Source organism: Bradyrhizobium sp. NAS80.1 (genome assembly GCF_001908205.1).
In the GTDB taxonomy this organism is placed as follows: domain Bacteria; phylum Pseudomonadota; class Alphaproteobacteria; order Rhizobiales; family Xanthobacteraceae; genus Bradyrhizobium.
Window position 1 is genome coordinate 1 of record NZ_LGHL01000045.1, and the last position, 20,872, is coordinate 20,872.

General features: G+C 63.3%; 17 protein-coding genes, 1 tRNA gene and 3 pseudogenes. 4 read left to right on the plus strand and 17 right to left on the minus strand.

Features of this window, described 5'->3' with window-relative positions:
• Positions 1-414: 414 nt before the first annotated feature.
• The 8 genes and pseudogenes from AC629_RS46675 to AC629_RS11135 form a co-directional block, all read right to left on the minus strand.
• Complete coding sequence (locus tag AC629_RS46675; protein WP_168195447.1) at positions 415-585, minus strand: hypothetical protein; 171 nt, start codon at positions 583-585, stop codon at positions 415-417.
• A 960-nt stretch (positions 586-1,545) separates the two neighbouring features.
• Positions 1,546-2,616, minus strand: a pseudogene (locus tag AC629_RS48525) (sensor histidine kinase).
• Positions 2,590-3,381: pseudogene (locus AC629_RS48530) on the minus strand (phosphatase RsbU N-terminal domain-containing protein); the annotation flags it as partial. The pseudogenes AC629_RS48530 and AC629_RS48525, both read right to left, overlap by 27 nt.
• Entirely contained in the window at positions 3,345-3,977 is a 633-nt protein-coding gene (locus tag AC629_RS11115; RefSeq protein WP_168195448.1) for a SpoIIE family protein phosphatase, read from the minus strand. The pseudogene AC629_RS48530 and the gene AC629_RS11115, both read right to left, overlap by 37 nt.
• 78 nt (positions 3,978-4,055) lie before the next feature.
• Positions 4,056-4,388, minus strand: coding sequence for an ATP-binding protein (locus tag AC629_RS49790; protein WP_283846292.1), 333 nt, complete (start codon positions 4,386-4,388; stop codon positions 4,056-4,058).
• Between the two features lie 100 nt (positions 4,389-4,488).
• A complete protein-coding gene (locus tag AC629_RS11125; RefSeq protein ID WP_210419018.1) occupies positions 4,489-4,755 on the minus strand; it encodes an STAS domain-containing protein in 267 nt (88 codons plus the stop codon).
• Between the two features lie 13 nt (positions 4,756-4,768).
• A complete protein-coding gene (locus tag AC629_RS11130; RefSeq protein ID WP_210419019.1) occupies positions 4,769-5,584 on the minus strand; it encodes a protoglobin domain-containing protein in 816 nt (271 codons plus the stop codon).
• Positions 5,490-6,926 (minus strand): purine-cytosine permease family protein, encoded by a 1,437-nt coding sequence (locus tag AC629_RS11135; RefSeq protein ID WP_084804818.1) that lies wholly within the window; start codon positions 6,924-6,926, stop codon positions 5,490-5,492. Before AC629_RS11135 ends, AC629_RS11130 begins: the two co-directional genes overlap by 95 nt.
• A gap of 299 nt (positions 6,927-7,225) precedes the next feature.
• Between AC629_RS11135 and AC629_RS11140 the strand changes: the two genes are divergently transcribed.
• Positions 7,226-7,897: an FMN-dependent NADH-azoreductase gene (locus AC629_RS11140; protein WP_084804819.1), complete on the plus strand. Its 672-nt coding sequence runs from the start codon at positions 7,226-7,228 to the stop codon at positions 7,895-7,897.
• Between the two features lie 36 nt (positions 7,898-7,933).
• On the plus strand, positions 7,934-8,818 hold the full coding sequence (locus AC629_RS11145; RefSeq protein ID WP_084804820.1) for a polysaccharide deacetylase family protein: 885 nt from the start codon (positions 7,934-7,936) through the stop codon (positions 8,816-8,818).
• On the opposite strand, the gene AC629_RS11150 is transcribed toward AC629_RS11145, so the two are convergent.
• The 3 genes and pseudogenes from AC629_RS11150 to AC629_RS11155 form a co-directional block, all read right to left on the minus strand.
• Positions 8,799-9,494 (minus strand): LysR substrate-binding domain-containing protein, encoded by a 696-nt coding sequence (locus AC629_RS11150; protein WP_245331807.1) that lies wholly within the window; start codon positions 9,492-9,494, stop codon positions 8,799-8,801. The genes AC629_RS11145 and AC629_RS11150 overlap by 20 nt on opposite strands.
• Before the next feature lie 97 nt (positions 9,495-9,591).
• A pseudogene (locus AC629_RS50500) lies at positions 9,592-9,729 on the minus strand (LysR family transcriptional regulator); the annotation flags it as partial.
• A gap of 29 nt (positions 9,730-9,758) precedes the next feature.
• A complete protein-coding gene (locus tag AC629_RS11155; protein ID WP_084804821.1) occupies positions 9,759-10,370 on the minus strand; it encodes a DUF1989 domain-containing protein in 612 nt (203 codons plus the stop codon).
• 100 nt (positions 10,371-10,470) lie between these two features.
• Here AC629_RS11155 and AC629_RS11160 point away from each other — a divergent pair, with 100 nt between their 5' ends.
• Positions 10,471-11,286 carry a LysR substrate-binding domain-containing protein gene (locus AC629_RS11160; RefSeq protein WP_245331808.1) on the plus strand — a complete coding sequence of 272 codons (816 nt, stop codon included), beginning with the start codon at positions 10,471-10,473 and terminating at the stop codon, positions 11,284-11,286.
• Between the two features lie 531 nt (positions 11,287-11,817).
• Here the strand turns inward: AC629_RS11160 and AC629_RS11165 are convergent.
• The 3 genes from AC629_RS11165 to ampH are packed head-to-tail and all read right to left on the minus strand — an operon-like array spanning position 11,818 to position 18,896.
• The gene (locus AC629_RS11165; RefSeq protein ID WP_084804822.1) at positions 11,818-14,691 is read right to left on the minus strand and encodes an autotransporter outer membrane beta-barrel domain-containing protein; all 2,874 of its coding nucleotides are present in this window, start codon (positions 14,689-14,691) and stop codon (positions 11,818-11,820) included.
• Positions 14,582-17,731 (minus strand): beta strand repeat-containing protein, encoded by a 3,150-nt coding sequence (locus AC629_RS49795; protein ID WP_210419020.1) that lies wholly within the window; start codon positions 17,729-17,731, stop codon positions 14,582-14,584. Before AC629_RS49795 ends, AC629_RS11165 begins: the two co-directional genes overlap by 110 nt.
• Positions 17,732-17,744: 13 nt before the next feature.
• Positions 17,745-18,896 carry a D-alanyl-D-alanine-carboxypeptidase/endopeptidase AmpH gene (gene ampH / locus AC629_RS11175; protein ID WP_084804824.1) on the minus strand — a complete coding sequence of 384 codons (1,152 nt, stop codon included), beginning with the start codon at positions 18,894-18,896 and terminating at the stop codon, positions 17,745-17,747.
• Positions 18,897-18,968: 72 nt separating this feature from the next.
• On the opposite strand from ampH, the gene AC629_RS11180 reads away from it, so the two are divergent.
• On the plus strand, positions 18,969-19,604 hold the full coding sequence (locus AC629_RS11180; protein ID WP_084804825.1) for a bestrophin-like domain: 636 nt from the start codon (positions 18,969-18,971) through the stop codon (positions 19,602-19,604).
• 163 nt (positions 19,605-19,767) lie between these two features.
• Here the strand turns inward: AC629_RS11180 and AC629_RS11185 are convergent.
• The 3 genes from AC629_RS11185 to AC629_RS11195 form a co-directional block, all read right to left on the minus strand.
• Positions 19,768-19,843, minus strand: a tRNA-Phe gene (locus tag AC629_RS11185).
• A gap of 186 nt (positions 19,844-20,029) precedes the next feature.
• Entirely contained in the window at positions 20,030-20,212 is a 183-nt protein-coding gene (yacG, locus tag AC629_RS11190) for a DNA gyrase inhibitor YacG (protein WP_084804826.1), read from the minus strand.
• A 168-nt stretch (positions 20,213-20,380) separates the two neighbouring features.
• Positions 20,381-20,872 (minus strand): Maf family protein (locus AC629_RS11195; RefSeq protein ID WP_084804827.1); only part of this gene is annotated, 492 nt, incomplete at its 5' end.

The following is a 20,872-nucleotide window of genomic DNA, read 5'->3' on the forward strand; positions in this document are numbered from 1 at the left end:
CGCCGTCAGCTTCCCGGCGATCGCCAGCTGACCGATCCGGCCCATGCCGGCGAACGTGGTGACACCCGCCCAGCTACACCACGCCAAGGGACACGATCCGCATTCATATCGAGAAGATCAACTATCCGTTTTTGTCCAAACTGAAAGCCACAGGCCCAGAGTTCGGCGCCGGACTCGACTATGCGCTCGAGCACGGCTGGCTGTGGAAGCACGAGAGCGGGACCTATGTGCGGCTCACGAAACCCGCTTCGGGCTGACGGGCGCCGCTAGTGCGTTGCGGCCCGCGCAAGCTCCCCGCCCTGGCTGCTGGTCGAGGCCGATGAAGGCGAGGAGACCTTGCGCCGGTCTGCCCCCGCCGCACAGAGTCATGCTAGAAACGCTACATGACGGACATATGACGCTGCTGGCTTCAGCTCACTCAAAATCGCTCTGCTCCAAGGGAAGTTGCAGTTCGGCCGCGCGTTCCTCGCGGTCCCTTTTGCGGAACTCGCTTTCCTGTTGTTCGAACTTGATGAGTTCCTTTTCCGCCGCCTGCAGCAAACGGTTGTGCCAGTCTGCATGCTGTTGCGCATTTCCCACGATCATGCACTCCCCGCACTGACTATGCCCATCCTAGATAAGGCGAAGGCCCCCCGGGAAGGTTCGGTGGGGGCAGGATTGAGAATTACGACGGCGCGGGCTCGCCTGTTCACGCTTCGGACCCAGCCTTGCGCGCCGGACCGGGAAGCTGATCGCGCCCTGACCTCCTCGCCCTGATCCGAGGGGGCACGACGCGAGGTGATTGGTCTCCACCAACCCGCGAAGCGGCCCTGGCGGACAAGCTCTCTGATCCAGTCCCCGACGTAGCCGCTATCCGCGAGTAACATCGTTTGTGGGCAACGCGCTGGGAGAACCGAACACAACCCATTGTCGTGTGCTTCACCCGGCGTGAGCACGAGATGGACCGCGCGAAACGTTGATTGCGCATGCAAGTTACCAGTTGATCGGGATCGGATGGCGACTTCAGATATTGGCCCATCGCGTCATTTCGCTGCGATGCAGATTTTTGTCGCTATCGGGGCATAGCGGACATGGCCAGAGATGCTACTGGCTCGACCCGGTCGCGAATGACCTTAGCCGACCTCGATCAGTCGCCAAATGTCCGCCTCGGCCGGGAAGCCGAAGTCACCAAGCGGTTGCGAGTCGCGCGAAATGAAAGGTTTTGGGCCCGGTGAAAGTTTGGTGACCAAGGGTCACATCCCTCTCATTCGCAGTCGCCGCAACACTCGCCTTCCCAAGCCTCTCGTCCTTTGCGGATCAAGAACCACACGATCCCTAGCGATGCAAAGGAATCGAACCACCAGGCATCGAACGGAAATTGCGCGCCGAGCGCACCCACGACGACGAAAGCCAGCCACCCGCAGGTGATGCTTTCAACTGCGTCGGTCCGAAGGCCACGGCTGCCAATCAGATCCGCAAGACGAAACTTATTTCGCGAGTGGAGAGTGCCGCGATCGAAGGCAGGTAAAACATGTATCGCACGTCGCCTGGATTATCAATACTGGCTCACCGGCCCCTTTGCCCTGACGATCTGGCTCGTGCTCGCCTTTGGCTTCCGGCAGGAAGGCTGAACTGAAATACTGCCCCCCGCGGTTCATTGGCGCCGGCCCACATCCGTCCCCGTGCGCCGCAATGATCGAACGGCTGATGGCCAGGCCCATACCCATGCCCTTGGCCTTGGCCTTGGTGGTGTAGAACGCCTCGAACAGGCGGTCCAAACTTTTCGGACCCAGTCCCGGACCGGAATCCCGCAAGCTGACGAGTACGCCGCTCGAAGAATCTCTGCCCGTGCTAATCAGCAACTCCCGCTCCCCCTCGCCGACGCCGCTCATCGCTTCGACGGCGTTGATGATCAAATTGAGAATCACTTGCTGCAGTTGGACCCGATCTGCTCGAATGACTGGCAAGCCTTCCGCGAGTTGCGTCCGCACCGAGACGCCGTTCTTCAGAACTTCGTCACGGGTCAGGGCGATGACCTCAAACACCGCCTCTTTGATCTCCAAATCCTCGCTTCGCGGAGGAGACTTCTTGATAAGCGCCCGGCGGCTGTTTGATTTCATGGGCAATCGAGGCCGAGAGCTGCCCCATCGTCGCGACGCGACTCGCGTGTGCCAGCTCCGCCTGCACTTCGCGATAGCGGCGCTCGCTGTCTCGTGCTTCGGCTTCCGCCCGCTTTCGCTCGGTGATGTCGTTGAAAAGGATTCCGACGCGTCTGCGCTTTGGGTCTTCGACCCGGAAGGCGTAAACGTCATACCAGCGTCCGAGCTGTTTGGCTTCGTTTTCAAAGGGCATCGGCTCGCCCGTCAGGGCGATCCTGCCGTAAATCTCGAACCAATGTTCTTCGTGCTGTGGCGCGATTTCGCGCATCCGTCTGTCGACGGTATTCTTGATTCCCGTCCGTCGCTCGAACGACGGGCTGATTTGCAAAAAACGGTAATCGACCGGCTTTTCGTTCTGGTCAAACAAGACTTCAATCGCGCAAAAACCCTCGTCAATCGATTCAAACAGCGTGCGGTAATTCTGTTCCGACTCGCGAAATTCCGCCTCGGCGCGCTTGCGTTCGGTGATATCTTGCACGGTGCAGCTGATCTTGCTGCGCGTTCCGTCAGCGCTACCAATCATTTTACCGTCGACGTTGACAACGCGGTGCTCACCGTTCGGACGCCAAGTCCTGACTTCAATGGGCATCGGCTCCCCGCCGGCCTGAAGTTCAGCAAGCCACCAAGTGAAGATTTCGCGATCTTCTCCGAGGATAAATGGCGCGATGCCGCTAGGGTAAAACTCAGGCGATCGGCCCGCGAGCCCGCAAATACGGCACATCTCCCTTGACCAGATCTGCGCTCCGCGCTCCAGGTCGAGTTCCCAGCTACCGATTTTCGCAATTTCCTGCGCCCGATCGAGACGCTCCACAGCCTCGCGATCAGCCGCGGTGCGTTCCGCCACCCGTTGCTCTAGGCTTTCGTTCGCGACGCGCAGTTGGCCGGCAATGTCGCGCCAACCTCGCTGAGCCATTTCGAATGGCGCGGCGACCTGTGTGAAAAACTCGCTGGCTCGGGCTGGGAGCCGTTGGACGTCCGCATTGCGCCGGGCCACACGGATCAGCGACTCCAGCGAGACGTGGTGGATTGCAAGCAAGTCGAGCAGGCCGACCTCCTCGGCAAGAGCTGTCCGTCCTATCTCGAGGGCGGCGATCAACTGGATCTCGTCCGCCGTTGGTTCAAGATAGCTTTCCAGCGCACTCCGATAGCGCGCCTCGAAGGTCGTGCGTTCCGTCCTAGTTGAAGCAGCTCGATCTGACGTCGCCATCATGTTGCCGCATGCCTCGCGGGCGATCCGTTCCATCGGGCCACCAAGACTAGCGCGTCGTCCGAGAGTTTTCCATATCGCGCGAGACTGTGGTCCGCGATCTCCTGTGGGGGATAGGCGAACCTGTCGTCCACTTCAAATCTCTCGTGCACGCCGTCAGTCGCCAAGATCAACAGGTCGGTGCGTCGGATCGGATGGGTCGCAGAGCGAAGCGCCAGTAGTCGATGTCCCACGACGCCGTTGCGCGTTAGAACGTGTTCGCGCTGTATGCTGCCACGGTCGTCGGCATGCAAAAGCAGCGCAACGACGTTGCCTATGGACAGCCATGTCAAGCTTTCATCGCCCCCCTCCAAGCAGGCGACGCAAATTGCGACGCCCCTCGTTCTGATCAACGCCTCGTGACAACATCTCACTGCGTCGAGAAGAGGAAGATCGGCGTGGGCGGTGAGAGTATTGATAGCGACCCTGGCCGCAATCGCCGCTTCGTGGCCATGTCCAAGTCCATCGGCCACAGCAACAATTGCGCCGCGCGGACGCGGAATCACCGCATGCAGGTCACCCGACGTCGATTGCCCGGGCAGCGCTCTCGCGGCGACCCCATAGTCAACGGCTGCATAGCTCGACATTGTCATGCTGAACCTCATCGTTCCATTTGGTCATGGTGATTTCGGTCCCCTTACCGACCTCCGAGACAAGCTCGAACTCGTCCATCAGTCGCTTGGAGCCCGGCAATCCAAGCCCCAGCCCCCCGATGTCGAAAAGCCGTCCTCCATGGCCCGCTCGATGTTGGCGATGCCGGGTCCCTTGTCTCTGGCAACGACGGTTATTCCCCGTTGTCCTTGCCGGACGACACGCATGACGATCTCCCCGCTTCCCGCATACGAAACGATATTGCGGGCCACTTCAGAAATTGCGGTCGCGATTAGCGTCAGCTCGCTGCCGGAGAAACGCAGGTCTGAGACTAAGGCGCGCACTTTTTGCCGTGCGATGACGACATCGACATCGGCTCGGATCGGCACGACAACCTCGCCGGAAGCGCTCATAGCTGGCTGCTCTGCACAGGGGCTTGTGCCTGCAATGCGTCAAGACCGTCTTCCAGGTCAAGCGCCGTCGTCATCCCCTCGAGCGTGAGGCCGAGCTGAATCATGGAGAATGCAACCTCCGGCTGGATTCCGACGACGACACACTCGGCCCCAATAACTTAACCATCTGTGCGATGCCGCGCAGCGTGCGGACCGCAAACGAATCCATCACGTCGAGCATCGTCACGTCAATGATGACTCCGGTCGACCGGTAGCGCCGTACACCCGACCCAAGTTCGTCACGGAGCTGCACCAGATCAGCATCGCTCATAGAGCCTTGCACGGAGGCGATCAGAAATCGGTTCTGCTTGAGAATGGAGGCCCGCATGAAACAGTGCTCACTAAGTTGCCTGCGATCTCGTCCGCGTTCTTGTCACCGCGTAGCCAAGAAGTTCTTCGGCCCGCTCGATGCCGCTCTGCAGGTCGCCAACAGTGGTCATGCGACCGAGTTCGACGCCGACCGTTACCATCGTTTGCGCGATCTCGGGCGAAACACCGGCCGGGATCACAGTAGCTCCCATCAAACGGGCTGCTTCAACCGTTTGCACCAGGTGATTGGCAGCTTTCGAATCTACTGCCTGCACACTGGTGATATCCATTACCACCATATTCGCGCGATTGGCGCGAACGGCGCCTAGGAGTTGCTCCGTGAGAGCTCTCGCGCGCTGCGAATCGATCAAGCCGATAATAGGCACCAGCAGCATCCCTTCGCGAAACGGTAGCACGGGAGTTGGCAGTTCCTGGATAGCCTCTTGTTGCTCACGGATCGTGAGCTCGCGAGAATTGATGTAGGTGTCAATCGCCAAACCAATATCGAGAAAGGTGAGCTTCATAAGCGAGAGGAACCCCGACCAAGCCTGCCTCGGCGAGTCGCGATAGGCTTCAGCAAGCCGGGTAGCGACGGCGCGTAGATAGTAATTATACATGCCGAGATAGGCCTTCACCGGCAGACCTATTCGCTCATGGATTGCACCGATCTCGAGGCGATTTTCGGCGTAGGCGAGATCGTAGTTTCCCTGCGTTAAGCGCAAGAAATATTGCTGTTGCGCTCTCTTGACGCGCTCAAGGACTTGAGGATCGTGAAAAAACGCGCTGGTCTCCTCGATACGGACGTCCGAAGAGACGATGCAGCATGAGATAGCTTGCGCCGGCGACACCCATGCCGGTGAGCCAGGACAGATCGACCCCATCGGTCGCCAGCGCAAGCGGCCCCCGCATAACCGCAATTGTGCCCATCTGGAACGCCCAGGCCGCCACCAGCCCGATCGCGAAGGCGATGAGGCCCGCCCAGTTGACGCTGCCATCGCGATCCGGAGCCGCGTACAGCGCCACGACATCTATCCGTCCGCGTCGGACCAGATAGAAATCCGCGAGCGTGACCCCGGCCCATGGGCTGATCCAGACGATCAGGGCGACCATGAAATTGTCGAAGGCATGCGCGAAATCGCCCGATTGCAGGAACGCATAAAGGATCGCGCAGGCGATCACGCCCGAGATCACCGAAATGATCCAGCGCGGCAGGCGCAGGTCGAGCGTGAGGCTCGACAATGCGGCCGAGTAGATGACGATGATGTTGGTTGCGATCGGGCCGTGCAGCAGCACGAGAAGCACCGGCAGCGCCATCACGCCGAAGGCGGCGATGATCAGTTTCGACGGATCGGAGCCCGCGCCGGCGGACGCGATCGCCGCGCCCAGGAAGGCGAGCCAGACCGTCGGCAGGAACATGCCGAGGAATGTCGCGCGGAACACCTTGCCGGCGCCAAGCGAGGGCTTGGTGAAGCGCGTGTAGTCGGAGGCATAGGTGAGCCACGAAATGCCCCAGCCGATGCCGATCGCTGTCATCAATTGCGTGGCCGCTGCGAAGGCCGCCATGCCGCTGACGGTCGGCGACTGCCACTTGATATCGACGCGCAGGAACGCGAGCGCGGTCATGATAGCCATGATGAAGAGGATAACCGGCATGGTGTAGCGCTCGAACACCTTGATGGCATTGAAGCCCCAGGCCGCGATGCCGACCTGCAATACCATGACCAGCACCGCGATCGCATATTTGACCTCGGGGCCACCGCTGAACCCCATTCGCTCGAGCGCGGCCATGCAGAGATCGAGCACGATCCAGGTGTTGATCGCGACCCATCCCATCGGCATCACCACTTGCGCCAGCGCCGGCAGATAGGCGCCGCGGCGGCCGAACGCAAGGCGGCCCAGCACCATTTGCGGTACGCCGGTGCGGTGCCCCATCAAGCAGAAGGCCGCGAACAGCGCCGCACCGAACAGGTTACCGATCAGGATCACGGCAAGCGTTTGCAGAAGGCTCAGGCCGAGTTGGATGCCGAGCGCGCCGAGCACCCAGTTGATCGGCGCGATGTTTGCTCCGGTCCAGATCCAGAACTGGTCGAACGATGACGACGTCCGGTGCGCCGCCGGCACCGGCTCAATTCCGTGGGCGTCGAAGCCGGTCTCATCATACGCCGCATCTTGTGTTTGCCTGGCCAACATGTTTCTCCCCTGTCCGGCGCATCGGTCTTGGCCGGGATGGGGCATATCAGCAAGATCGGGCCTCGGGCGGTAATGAGAATTGCTCAAGCGGGGTTGACGTGAAGTCGAAAGTGAAGCGCGCTGCGACATTCGACCGGGAAAAGCCGTGGTCGCCACACCGGATCCTCCATCATAATGTCGCGCTGGTTCACTGTTGAGAATTCCTCAACCCACCTTACGAATTCATCACTCACACGAGACGCTGCCCTCGGCCATTGTGCGGCTGACGCATTGCTACTCCATCAGCCGAGGTTTTGGGGATGACGACACTTCTGCATATCGACGCCAGTCCGCGCGGCGACCGTTCGCTCAGCCGGAAGCTTTCGAAGGCCTTTATCGATCAATGGCTGCCGCATGAACCAGGCGCCACCATCATCTCCCGCGACATCGGGCATCATCCGCCGCCATTCATCACGGAAGCGTGGGTGGCCGCGGCCTTCACCGCGCCCGACCAGCGCACGGCGAATCAACATGACGAGCTCCGCCTCTCCGACGAACTGATCGACGAGCTCGAACGTGCCAACGTCATCGTCATCGGCGCGCCGATGCACAATTACGGCATGCCGTCGGCCCTGAAATCGTGGTTCGACAAGGTGATCCGCATCGGCAAGACGTTCACATTCGACCTTGCCCGCGGCGATTTTCCGCTCGAGCCGATCATGAGCGGAAAGACGCTGGTGGTGCTGAGCTCGCGAGGCGAGTTCGGCTTCGGGCCCGGCGGGGTGCGCGAGCACATGAATCATCTCGAAACCCACATCTTCACCTGCGCGCATTATCTCGGCGTGCAGGAGAGCCACCTGATCGCCGTCGATTATCAGGAATTCAGCGACGAGCGCCACCGGCAATCTGTCGCCGACGCCTTTGCCGCGATCCCGGTGCTGGTCCGGCAGTGTCTCGGCATTGACACTCCTGCTAGGGTGGCGGCCGAATGATCAACCGCGATCCGCTCACGGCAAGAGGATAATCTCATGATCCGCAATCCCATCCCCTGGCCGAACGGAGCGCGCTGCGCCTGTGCGATCACCTTCGACGTCGACGCCGACAGCCTGATCCACATCGCCCGGCCGAACGACTCGTTCGACCGGCTCTATCCGATCACGATGGGACGGTACGGGCCGACGGTCGGCGTGCCGCGCATCCTTGAGACCTATCGCCGCCTCGGCCTCAAGCAGTCGTTCTTCATGCCGGCCTGGACCATGCAGCGCTATCCCGATGCGGTGGAGGCGATCCTCAAGGACGGGCACGAGATCGGCCATCACGGCTATATTCATGAGGACCCGACCACGATATCCGGCGCCGAGCAGCGCGCGGCGTTCGAGCGCGCCCTCGAGATTCATGTCGCAATGACCGGGCGCAAGCCGCGCGGCTATCGCGCGCCGGTCTACAACGCCAACCAGGCCACGATCGATCTGTTGATCGAACACGGTTTCGCCTACGACTCCTCGCTGATGGCCGACGACATTCCGTATCTGATGCGCACGGCGCGCGGGTCACTGTACGAGATGCCGCCACACTGGGGATCGGACGATTGGCCACCGTTCGCCCATTACGCGGAGATCGGCTACATGATGCCGGTCAAATCGCCGAGCGAGGGCCTTGCCGCCTCCTTCGAGGAGTTCGAGGCAGCGTATGAAGCTGGCGGTTTCTGGATGGGGATATGGCATCCGTTCCTGACCGGCCGGTTGGCGCGTTGGCGCGTGGTCGAGCGCTGGCTCGAAATGGTCCTCGCCGAACGCAAAGTGTGGTTCGCGCCGCTCGAGGCGATCGTTGCCCATATCGATGGCCTGGTTGCCTCCGGCAGCTATCAGATCCGGGTCGAGACGCTTCCCTACTTCACGCAGCCCGTGTCATGAGCGGTGCCGAGGCGGCGCGAAACGTCGCCGCCTCGCCGCGCAGCCAGTCGACGAACGCCAAGACGGATTTGCGCCGCGCGCTACCGGTCGCTTCCACCAGGCGGAAGGCGAAGCCGGGAAGTGCGGGCCCGTCGATCCGGCGCAGCGTTCCCTCGCGTAACTGATCGCCGACCAGCGCATCGCTGCACAACAGCGGCCCAAGGCCCCGTTCGGCGGCATGCAGTGCCAGCGGCTCCTCGCTGTACCAGGAGATGCGGAAATCCCGGCTTGCATCGTGGGAGATGCCCGCAAGCCAGGCGGACCACGCCGGCGAATCCAGCGTGGCGTTCTTCCAGCGATAGGCCAAGAGCGGCCGCGGCCGGAAGTCATCGATGGCAAGGCGTGCGGCGGAGGGACAGATCGCGTTCGCCGCGACCGCGATGTAACTGTCATTGAACAGCACGGAGGCGTCCTGGGCGCGGTCAACCTGTCCGTAACGCACCACGAGATCGACCCCCTTGATGCCCGGCGTCACGACGTCCTCGGTCGCGTCGATGTGAACCACAACGGAGGGAAACGCCGCATTGAAGCGCGCGAGCCGTGGCATCAGCCAGCGTTCGGCGAAGGCCCGTGTGGTCGACACGGTGATCGCATCGCCATCGGCCGGCGGACGGATCGCATCGAAGGCGCTCGCCATGCAGTCGAAACCGTCCCGCAGCAGGGGGGAATACCGCGTGCCCCTCCGCGGTCAGCACCACCGCGCGGCCCGAGCGTTCGAACAGCTTGCGCCCGAGCATCGCCTCGAGCTGCCGGACCTGGTGGCTGATCGCCGTCACCGTGACGCAGAGTTCGTTGGCGGCGGCGGTGAAGCTCTCGTGGCGCGCGGCGGCTTCGAATGCGCGGATGGCATTGAGGGGCGGCAGCTTGCGCATGGTTGTCCTCCGCGAGGGCGTTCCAGGGATCAGGCGATCACAAAATGGGCGTCGGTCGGCTTCATGTCGTTCACCGGCACCATGTCCTGCGGGCAGGCGGAGAACACGATGATGAGATCCATCTCGGCGCGCAGCGTGACGTACTGGCCGGCCTCGCTGACCGGCGCCTGGAAGCTCAGCGCGCCGCCATCGGTCACCGGCACATTCATGAACAAGTTGAGCGGTGGCGGTGTCACTGCGGCCGGCACGCCGACCGCCTCGAGCGCCAGCGCCAGGTTCTGGGTGCAGTTGTCGTGATGTCCGACGGCGCCGAGCTGGCGATAGCGATGGATGTCGCAGGCGGCGATCAACGTGTCATGGATTCCAGGAGTTGTATCGGCGACGAGGGTGAGGATCGCGCGGCGCCGGTTCGTCGTCAGCGTATCGCCGACCCTCGGAATGAGCCGCAACATCGCGGCACGGCTGTGCTCCATCGACATGAATTCGGTGGTGTCGCGGGCATTGAACGCCCAGGTGTCGACCACCTGCTTGCCGTGAGTGTTGACGACGGTCACCGTCTCCCCGGCATCGAGGCGCGCTGCCACGCCCTGCCGGGCCGGGATCAAGCGGGCGTGGGTGAGATCAATGGTTGCAGTATTCATGCGAGTTCTCCTTCGGCCGTCTTTGGCATTGGAGCATCCCCGCTCATGTAATTCTAATAATATTAATTGCGTCCATTATAACGTATTCGTATAGTCGCGCATGCGCCTGAGACAGCTCGAATGTTTTCGCGCCCTGATGCTCCACGGCACCATGACCAGGGCGGCCGAACTGCTCAGCATGTCACAGCCCGGGATCAGCACGATGATCGCGGGCCTCGAGCACGAAACCGGCCTGACGCTATTCCTGCGTCGCGGCGGGCGTCTGCAGCCGACCCCGGAAGCCAAATTGTTCTATGTGGAGGCGACGCGCGCGCTCGAAGCCATCGAGAATGCGTCCCGCGTGGCCGCGGAGATCCGATCCGGGCGGCGCGGACATCTTGCGATCGCGGCCTATCCAAGCATTTCCATCAGTCTCTTGCCGCGCAAGCTGTCACAGTTCGCCAGCAACCGACCCGAACTTCAGATGAAGATCATCACCCGGAATTCCGCAACCGTCCGGGAATTGATGTCGACGCAACAATTCGACCTCGCGGTCGCCGAACTGCCGCTGGATTATCCGACCTCGCATATGGAGGTGTTCTCATACGAATGCCTTTGCATGCTGCCGAAGACGCATCCGCTGGCGAAGCTCAAGCAGATCACGCCTGGTGATCTCGACGGAATCCCGTTCGTCACGTTGTTTCGCGGCGATCCGGTCTACCAGCAGCTTGCGTCCGCTTTTTCCGAATACGGCGCGCGCTGGAATGTCGTGGCGGAGACGGAGTTCTTCTCGACCGCGTGCCAGCTGGTCGCAGAGGGCCGCGGTGTCGGCATCGTCGATCCGGTGGTGAGCCGCCCCTTTACCGAGGACCTGGTCACCCGTCCGTTCAAGCCGAAGATCCAGTACCAGATCGCGATCCTGTCCCCCCACGCATGAAGCCCCCTCGCAGGTGGCGCAGGACTTCATTGGGCTGTTGCGGAGCGCACTGCGGGAATAGGACGGCGTCCGCGAACCATCCTTCCACGCCCGCGCGTCGATTTGAATCCTGCACAGCGAGAAACCCGGCATTAAAAAGCCCGCCGTAAGGCGAGCCGTCATGTCTGCCGGTCACGAGATTTGGTTGCAGTGATGGGATTTGAACGTACGTAAACTTAGCGAGCCCAAGGGAGAGAAATCCGCGAGCGCCTTTCGCGCCGATCATCTAGCGAACGCAATGGTACAAGATCGTGCCCTGGCGTGGAAAAGCGAAGAATGGTGCCCAGGGAAGGAATCATACGCAACCACCGACACGACGAACCGCTGTTCGTGCTTAGCATAATGGCATGAGCGCCGTGCAGGTTCGCTGCATCGCAAAACTCACTCCCTCAGAAGCCCTGTCTTCCTATCGGCGGGCGGCCTAATGCACTTGGGCATTTCGATAGTCTGCTGCTCCCGCCGCGACCGCCGGGTGTGTCGGGCAACGCACTCTTACCATTGATAGCTAACGGTGCCCTTGCCGGCGAGGCTGGTGCTGGGACCAGAGAACTCGCCCTCAAAGGTTCCGGCAACCGACCAGCCGTTGCTCCACTTCATCTCGACCGAAGCCGTACCAAGCGCCGCGTCGGACGCCTGCGTCGCGCCGCGGACCAGAAAGCTGGCCTCCGGAAGCGCTTGGAAGGTCGCAGCAACACTGCGCTCGGTGTCGAAATTGTGCACCCATGCGGCACGCCCTCGCAGCGTCAGGACAGCATTGTCGAGCGCGAAGGATTTGTCGGTGCGCAGGCCAAGTTCTGACAGACTCGCAGTCACGTTCCGGGAGGCATAGTTCAGCGCAAATATATTTTCTCCCGCGAGCACGCCTTCGGCATAGGCCGGCAGATCAAGCGTCACGAACTGCCCGGCGGCATAGGGTGTGAGCCCGACCCAAGGCGTCGCGAACCGGTAGCCGCCTTCAAGGCGGCCGGAGAATGCGTTGGCCTGAAAGCCGGCACGCAAGCGATCGATACCGGCGAGCGCCAGCGTGCGATCGGTGGTGACGTCCTGCCAGCCATACGCAAGCGCCGCCGACAGATAGGCGGCACCCATTTGGTGATGGGCGTACACGCCAGCCTGGAACAGATCGGAGCGCCCGCTGCCGAGACCACTGGCGAGACCGAAGCCGGTGCCGCCGCCGGCCATCGCAAAACCGAGCAGCGTGTCGGCCGACAAGCGGTAGTCCGCGCCGACTGCCGTGCCGTAGACCCGGTCAGTCAGGGTGTTCGATCCGACGATGTCGTTGCCGCTAGTGCTGCGCGCACCGCCGAAGGCCGCCGCCCAGAGAGCCCAGCGCTGATCGAATGACGCGACCCGCGTGGCCCCGGGCATCGCCGCGAACGCATCGCGCGCGCCATCAGCTTTCGTCCGCGTCGTCGAGGCGTAGGCCAGCGTCGCACGTCCATCGGACGACGGCCATCCGGCACGGCCAGCCACGAACGGATCGGTCATCGTCGACATGAACATGCCCATGGCGTCGATGGTGGTCTGCTGGACGCCGGTGGCGAGTTCGCCTGACGCGAGCGTGAGGCCCGCCGACGTCAAGCCGCCGACCGCCAACGGAATGGCGCCAACGGCATTGAAGCCGTTCGACAGGCCATTGGCCACGCTTTGCTGGTTGATGTTCAGGCCGGCATAGGTGAGCTTGAGATCGAGGTAGACGTTGTTGGAGTCGTAGCTCAGCGACGGATCGAAACTCGCCGGCAGGTTGGTGTTGACCAGTCCGCCGAAGGTGCCCTCGACGCCGCCGGCGGCGTTGACGAGCGTGTAGCGGGTCTTCACATAGCCGCTGCCTGGATAGACCGCGACGACGACGGTAGCGCCGCCGGACACCGCCGTGCCGCTGACATTGACGCGATCAGAGGTGACGGAATTGATCTCCGCAAAATAGGTTGCGGCCGCGGTGAACGTCAGATTGCCTTGCACGGTCAGCGTGCCGACGGAATTACCCGGCGACAGCGTGCCGCCGTCGATCAGGGTCTGGCCGACGATGCCGTTGCCACCGAGCGTGCCGCCCGCATGCGCGGTAGTGAGCGAGGACGATGCGATCGAGCCGTTCACCGACAGGCGCCCTGCATAGATGTCGGTCGGGCCGGTGTAGCTCGAGGTGCCGTTGAGCCTGGTGGTGCCCGACCCGATCTGGGCAAGCGCCCCGGTGCCGGAGATCGTACCCGCGAATACTGAGGTATCCGCCCGATAGAAAGCCAGCATGCCATTGTTGACGACATTACCTGAGAGGGTGCCGGAGGTGTTGCCGTCACCCACCACGAGCGTGCCGGCCGCGATGGTGGTGCCCCCAGTGACGCTGCTATTGCCTTCGAGCACCGTGACGCCGGCGCCGATCTGGGCAAGCGAGCCAGTACCGGTGACGTTGCCCGCGAGGACGACGGTGTCGGCGCGATCGAAGGCGAGTCTGCCGTTGTCGGTCACATTACCGGTAATCCAACCCGAGGTGCCGCCGTTGCCAAGCTGCAACGTCCCGGCTTGGATAAAGGTGTTACCGGTATAGGTGCTCGTGCCGGTGAGGATCGTCGTGCCGGTACCGATCTGCGTGACGGCGCCGCTGCCGGAAATCGCTCCGCCGAAGCTCATCGCATCGGCGCGATTGAAGGCGAGGACGCCATTGTTGACGACGTCACCGGTGATCGAGCCGGAATTGCCGCCATTGCCGAGTTGCAGCGTGCCTTCGGCGACGGTGGTGCCGCCACCGTAATTGTTTGTGCCGGTCAGCGTCAGAGTCCCGAGGCCATCCTTCAACAGCGTGCCGCTGCCGGAAATCTGGCCCGCAACGGTCAGCGTGGTCCCGGCATAGGTGTACAGCGTGGAGGCGTCGGCGATGCCGATATTCCGGGTCGTCGTGATGTTGCCCAGCGTTGCAAGCGTGCTGCCGCCCGACATCGAAATTGAGCCTGCAGCGGCGCCGAGATTGCTGTCGGATACGATTCCGATCGTGCCGCCCGCGATGGTCGTGCCGCCACCATAGGTGCTGTTACCGGTCAGCATGAGAAGGCCCGAGCCGGATTTCGTCAACCCGCCGGAGCCGGAGATGACGCCGCCGAAATAGCTGTCGATGGTTTGATTGACGGTCAACGAACCGCTGCCGAGCGCCACCTCACCGCCGATGCCTGACAGCGAACGCATGGTCAGGTTGTAGCCATGGAGATCGAGCACGCCGCCCGTGAGCACGTAGTCGGTGAAGGTCGGCAGCGCTCCTGCCGAATCAGCGCGCAGCGTACCGGCGGTGATCAGCGTGCCGCCGGACCAGGTGTTGGCGCCAGAGAGCGCCAGCGTGCCGTCGCCGAGCTTGGTGAGACTGCCCGCACCAGTCACGTTGCTGGAGAGGCTGAGGGTCGTACCGGCAGCGGTGTCGAACGCGCCAGCCCCCCCTCAGGTTGACCGCACGCGCGGAAGTGATGCTCGCCGTGGTGCGCAAGGTGGCGCTGTCGAAGCTGAGGCCGCCGCTCGTGGCGCCGAGATTGGCATCGGAAGAGATCTGCAGCACACCGCTGCTGATGAAGGTGCCGCCGGAATAACTGTTGGTGCCGCTGAGGATCAGCGTGCCGTCGCTGGTCTTCTGCAGTCCGTCGTTACCGGTGATGGTCACGCCGACGGTCGCGGTTTCCCCAGCGAGGACATCGATTCCGGGAACGGCAATTTGCAGCGCTGTGTTTTTGACCAGGTTCAGCGATCCGGCCATGCCCGGCGCCAGCATGTACGCCCCGCCCGCGAATTGCAGCCCGATCGCCGATTGCGTGCCGTCCACGGTGACCGTGCCGCCGGGGCCGCGGAAGATGCCATAGCTGCTGCCCCACAGGGTCGGCGCGACGCCGCCGATTGGATCGAGCCAGTTGGTGTTGCTGGCGTTCCAGGTGCCGCTGCCCATGCCGACGCCATTGCTGCCGCCACCCCACAATTGCAGGACGTTCACGCCATTGGGCAGCACCAGCAGGTCGACATTGTTCGCGTATGTCGCGGTGTCGACCGTATAGAGGTAGGCGATCGGGCTGCTCGGCGGAAAGCTCGCGACCGTCAGCCCTCCATTCGTTTCCGACAATGTGCCGGTGTAATGGATCAAGCGGTGGTAGCCGAGGCTCGGGGCCGCGCCGTTGCCGAGGATATCGAGCCCCGCGCCGTTCAGCGCGAGATTCCCGTTGACGTTGATCACCGAAGAACCCGTCACCGGCGTCGCCAACAGCGACGATGACGGATCGGCGAGTTGATACTCGAACGCCGCTCCCGCCAGCAGCGTCAGATTGCCGTTGATGGTCAGCGCGCCGCCGCTGGACGGCGCAATCGTGCCGCCACTGCTCACCGTGGTCGAACCGACGGCGCCGGAGCCTTCGAGACGGCCTCCCGAATTGACCGCCAGCGCGCCGCCGAGGCTGCCGCTTTGGGCCATGACCAGCGTGCCGCCTGCAACCGTCGCATTGCCGGTGAACTGGCTGCTGACGCCGCTCAGGGTCTGCGTGCCACCCGTGATGGCAAGGCCGCCGCTTCCCTGGATCGACCCGGAAAAGGTGCTCGCGCCATGATCGATCGTCAGGGTTTGGCCGCCGAGTACGACCGTGCCGCGGCCCGACAGGGTGGTAATGGATGCGCCGCCGCCCGTACTTGAAATGTCGAACGTGCCATTGGCGGTCAGACTGCTGGATGCGGCGATAGAGCCCGCTCCCATGAGGGCCAGCGTGCCGTTCGTGTCGATGACCGTTGCGCCGGTATAACTGTTGCCGGCCGTGAGCTGTGTGGTGCCAGCGCCCAGCTGGTGAACGCCGCCGCTGCCGGAAATCACGCCGTTGAAGACGCCGCTGGAGCGATCGAAAGCAAGGAACCCGTTGTCGGTGATATTGCCCATGATCGAACCGGAGGTGCCGCCATTGCCGAGCTGCAAGGTGGCGCCAGCGTTGATGGTGGTGCCCCCGGAGTAAGAATTGGCTCCCGTGAGGACGAGCGTGCCGGCTCCCGACACCACAACGTTGTATGAACCCGGATTATATTGGTTTGGATTGCCGGCCCCCCAGGTCGACTGCAGACCGCTGCCGACGTCATCGACGATCGCGCCCGCGATCGTAAATATGTTGCCGGCGGACGGCGCAAAATTGAGCGTGCCGCTGCCCTGCAGGTAGAAGCTGGAACCGGCGGCAAAACCGTTTTGGTAGCCTTGACCACCGGCGACGGTGCCGGCTGCGATCGAGCCCGCGCCGGCGACCGTCAGGCTGCCGCCTTGCAGGACGAACACCGCACCACCGAAGCCCGCGCCGCCGCCGCCGACGCTGTTGGAATCAATGCTGCCATTGCCGCCACCCCAGCCGCCATAGCCAATGCCGCCGTTGGGACCATTGGCATCGCCGCCGCCGCCGCCACCACCGCCGAAGCCGCCATAGCCGCCGTTGTGCCCTGCCGCGGCGTCGTCGCTGTAACCGCCGCCGCCGCCGAAACCGCCATTGCCGCCTTGGCCGGCCGGCGCTCCGCCGCCACCGCCGCCGAAGCCGCCATTGCCGCCGTTTTCGTGGTGGCCATTGGCGCCGCCAATGCCGCCGCCAGCGCCGCCGCCGCCACCGCCGGTGCCAAAAGCGCCACCGCCGCCACCGCCACCACCGTTGGCGCCGCCGGCTGAATAGGCGGGGAAAAGCCACACGACAGGACCCGTCCAGCCACCCGAAAGTACTGTGCCGTTCCCGCCCGAGGCCGCGTTGGGCACGATGCCCGCGCTGCCGGTGCCCTGCGGGGTGCCGCCGGTCGCGGAATTACCAAGGCCGCCGCCGCCACCACCGCAGCAATTGGAATTGTCCCCAAAGGCGGAATTGCCGCCCATGCCGCCGCCGCCGCCCGAGCCGCCCTTGCCGTAGGTCGCCCCGAGGGCGCTCCCGCCGAGCGCGCTGTTGCGGCTAAAATTGACATTCGTGATCGTGATATTGGCGCCAGCGGCAACAAACAGCGCGCCACCGGCCCCCATGCCGCCGCCGCCGCTTTGCTGCGAGGTCAAGTATGTATTGCCGCCATAGGTGTTGCCGCCTTGCGCGACCGTGTTGACGATCGTCAGGTTGTTGATCGCCACCGTCCCTTGATAGGCGAACAGCCCACGATTGGCGTTGTTGCCGTCCAGCGTAAAGCCACCGCCATTGATAGTCGTATTGTTGACCAGCGCCGGCAGATCGCCACCCGTGATGGTGATGTTGGCGGTGAGGGTGATGGTGCTTCCGGGATTGTTGGCCGCGCCGTTGAGGGCGATACGCAGCTCCGCGTCGGTGCCGGCAGTGTAAATATTGGCTCGTGCTGGGCTCGGCGCGGCCGGCAGGAGCAATAGCGCCAGGGCCGACAGCCTCACGCCCCGGGAGATCGCGCCGTGCCGAAAATCCGTCCGCATTGTCATTGCGCGCGTCAATTCATGGTCCCGCCGGCGCCAGTTCGGCGGCAAGCTGGCGCACGGCGGTGTGCAATCCCTCGAACATCGCGAAGTTGACCCGGCTTGCGGCCACGAAGATTCCGAGCCTGCGGTTGGGCGATAGCACAACGTAGGTCATGAAGCCGCCGAGGCCGCCGCTCTTGCCAAGCAGGAGCGGCACGCCGTCGCGCGCAGGGCTGACGATCCAGCCGAGCCCCATGCCCTCGGAGCCCGTGACCTCGACACCGACCAGCCGAGCGAGGCCGTCATGCGGCCGCCACATCGCGTGAGCGAGCGACAACGCCGCGGCGGACTTTTCGTCGCGCGCAAGGTGCCAGCGCATCCAGCGCACCATGTCGTCGGCGGTCGAGTACACCCCGGCGCTGGCGTACATGATCTCCGGCACTTCCCAGTTCGGGTCGGGCTTGCCGAATGGGTCGAGCCCCACCATCAGGCGAGGCCGTTGCGCGTCCGACAGGCGCAGCGTGGTATCCGCGAGCTGAAGCGGTGCGATGAGCTTGTCCCGCAGCAAATCCCCGTAGGGTTTGCCGCCGGCCTTTACCAGCGCATCGCCAAGCAGGCCATAGCCGAAATTGGAATACATCGCGGTCGTGCCCGGCGCGTAGGCGGGCGTGTTCTCGCCGAGCCAGGCCCAATAGGTGTCGCGCTTGAACGCGAGGAACGGATTGCCGTCACCGTCCTTCACCGAGGGATCGCGCACCTCGCGCGGGAGGCCGGCCGAATGGGTCGCAAGATCGAGCAGGCTGAACGGCTGATCGCCGAACGAACGGACCGTGACGCCCGCCGGGGCATAGCGCGACAGCGGATCGGTGAGGCCGACGCGCCCTTCGGCAGCCAGCGTCGCCAAGAGGTCGGTGGCGAAGACCTTGGAAACCGACCCCAGTCGGATGATCGATCGCCCGTCGGGCTCGACCTTGTTGCCGGGAGCGGTCTCGCCGTAGCCTTGCACGACGCTGTCGTCGCCGCGCACGACGGCGAGAACGAGCCCTGGTGCGCCGGAATCGAGAAACATCGCGGTGCCCGTCATCGTCACCGCATCCCGCAGGGCGAGGTCTTCCGCCGCCGCTCGTCCCGAACAAAGAGCCACCGCGAGCATGGCAATGCCGATGCTCACACGTCCGCGCAGCCGCATCACCGCCTCCTGCCCGACACCGCAGCACCGCGGAGCTGCAAACCCACACACCGGCACCACGTGCGACGTCGCATGAATCAATCGCAGGGGATCGTTAACTTTGCCCTTATCGTGGCATTCTCCGCCGCCGGTATTTGGAACGACGGACTCAACGCCCGTAACACGGTGCAACGAGAAGCGGACGCGTTGGAGAACGCATCGGTGCTCGCCGCCGGCCTTCCCGCCGAGGTTCGGACCGCTATTCGGTCCGACATACGCGCCTATGTGACGAGCGTTGTGACGATCGATTGGCCCGAAATGGCGAAAGGCGGCACTCTTGAGGATCCGGCATTCGGCCAGTCAGAGAACATTCTGGTCACCATGATCGAATTCCTCTCCCACCAGCCGCCCTCGCTCGATCAGCAGCCCATATTCTCTGCGCTCCTCAACCAGATCTTGGCGGCTCGCAATGCGTGCATTGCACGCCTCGCCGCATCGAATTCCGGCATCACCTGGGCGCAATGGATCGCGATGCTCATCATATCAACATCGGCGCTGACGGCGATCGCCATATGCAACACGCATTCGCTGCGCATGCAAGTGACGGCTACGCATCTATATGCGCTGGTAGCATCCGCCGCCTACTTCGTAATCCTGGCACACGATCGGCCATTTATCGGATCGATTTCCATCAAGCCGCTTGCCTTTCAGAGTCTCAAGGCGAACTAGGCACGAGAGGTGCGTCTGGCGAGGAGAACTGAAGCGCTGCCGGAGCTGGATTTGAACGCAGATGAACTTAGCGAGGTCTAGGAAGAGAATTCCGCGAACGCCCTTCGCGCCGATCATCCAGCGCGCAATCGTACAAGATCGTGCTCCAGCGTGGAAAAGCGCATGGTGCCCAGGGGCGGAATCGAACCACCGACACTGCGATTTTCAGTCGCATGCTCTACCAACTGAGCTACCTGGGCGTGCTCCAAGAGAGGGGCCAAGGCCCATCGAGCGGGCGGGTTATAGTGGGCTGAAGGCTGCATGTCCACCCACGCTTCGCCTAAGAATTCGCGGGGCGCGGCCGGGCTGTGCACAAGGTTGGGCGGGGCTGGCCTGGTGCGGCAAGAGGCGTCGCCGAAAACATTCAAGTATTTGATATAACAAAACTATTCGACGTCATCGACTTCATCGTCGCGGCCGGGGATAACGTAGGAGCCTTTCAGCCAGCGGTTCAGGTCGACGTCGCGGCAGCGCGAGGAGCAGAACGGGCGGGTGGCATGCACGGCCGGCTTGCCGCAGATCGGGCAGGTTTTGAGCGGGCTGGCGGGCTTTTTGACCTGGTCGTCCATGATGAGGGCAGCTTACACGAGGTGACGGAGTTCAAGAATCTGCCGGCAAAGCAGTTCCTTGGGCGGCGGCGCATGCGCGCCCGCCAGGGTTCCGCGGGGCCATTCTACTTTGCATGGGGTTGTATTCGAGATTTTTGTCAGGCCGCGCCGACCCGCCGCCTGCGACGCTCACACGGCGGTAGAGTTCAGCCAGCCGAAGCGGATCGGGAAGCCCTCGCCGCCGAGCAGGGTCGTGGTCTCGTAGAGCGGCAGGCCGACCACGTTGGAGTAGGAGCCGACCATCTTCACCACGAAGGAGCCGGCGATGCCCTGCACGGCGTAGCCACCGGCTTTGCCGCGCCATTCGCCGGAGCCGATATACGCCTGGATGTCGTCCTCCGAGAGGCGCTTGAAGCGGACGCGGGTCTCGACCAGGCGCTGGCGGAAGGCCTCGCGCGGCGTCACCAGGCAGATCGCGGTGTAGACGCGGTGGTTGCGGCCCGAGAGCAGCCGCAGGCACTGCGCGGCCTCGTCCACGAGGTTAGCCTTGGGCAGGATGCGGCGGCCGACCGCCACAACCGTGTCGGCGGAGAGGATGAAGGCGCCGCGCAGCTCGTCGTCGAGCTGCACCGATTTGAGCGCCGCATCGGCCTTGGCGCGGGCCAGGCGATTGGCGCAGGC

Bases quoted from the DNA above. Each gene is read 5' to 3' on its own strand.
- AC629_RS11155 (WP_084804821.1), bottom strand. From the start codon at position 10,370: ATGAATACTGCAACCATTGATCTCACCCACGCCCGCTTGATCCCGGCC.
- AC629_RS11160 (WP_245331808.1), top strand. From the start codon at position 10,471: ATGCGCCTGAGACAGCTCGAATGTTTTCGCGCCCTGATGCTCCACGGC.
- ampH (WP_084804824.1), bottom strand. From the start codon at position 18,896: ATGCGGCTGCGCGGACGTGTGAGCATCGGCATTGCCATGCTCGCGGTG.
- AC629_RS49795 (WP_210419020.1), bottom strand. From the start codon at position 17,731: ATGACAATGCGGACGGATTTTCGGCACGGCGCGATCTCCCGGGGCGTG.
- AC629_RS11125 (WP_210419018.1), bottom strand. From the start codon at position 4,755: ATGCGGGCCTCCATTCTCAAGCAGAACCGATTTCTGATCGCCTCCGTG.
- AC629_RS11135 (WP_084804818.1), bottom strand. From the start codon at position 6,926: ATGTTGGCCAGGCAAACACAAGATGCGGCGTATGATGAGACCGGCTTC.
- AC629_RS46675 (WP_168195447.1), bottom strand. From the start codon at position 585: ATGATCGTGGGAAATGCGCAACAGCATGCAGACTGGCACAACCGTTTG.
- AC629_RS11150 (WP_245331807.1), bottom strand. From the start codon at position 9,494: ATGGCGAGCGCCTTCGATGCGATCCGTCCGCCGGCCGATGGCGATGCG.
- AC629_RS11140 (WP_084804819.1), top strand. From the start codon at position 7,226: ATGACGACACTTCTGCATATCGACGCCAGTCCGCGCGGCGACCGTTCG.
- AC629_RS11115 (WP_168195448.1), bottom strand. From the start codon at position 3,977: ATGACAATGTCGAGCTATGCAGCCGTTGACTATGGGGTCGCCGCGAGA.
- AC629_RS11180 (WP_084804825.1), top strand. From the start codon at position 18,969: ATGAATCAATCGCAGGGGATCGTTAACTTTGCCCTTATCGTGGCATTC.
- AC629_RS49790 (WP_283846292.1), bottom strand. From the start codon at position 4,388: ATGAGCGCTTCCGGCGAGGTTGTCGTGCCGATCCGAGCCGATGTCGAT.
- AC629_RS11145 (WP_084804820.1), top strand. From the start codon at position 7,934: ATGATCCGCAATCCCATCCCCTGGCCGAACGGAGCGCGCTGCGCCTGT.
- yacG (WP_084804826.1), bottom strand. From the start codon at position 20,212: ATGGACGACCAGGTCAAAAAGCCCGCCAGCCCGCTCAAAACCTGCCCG.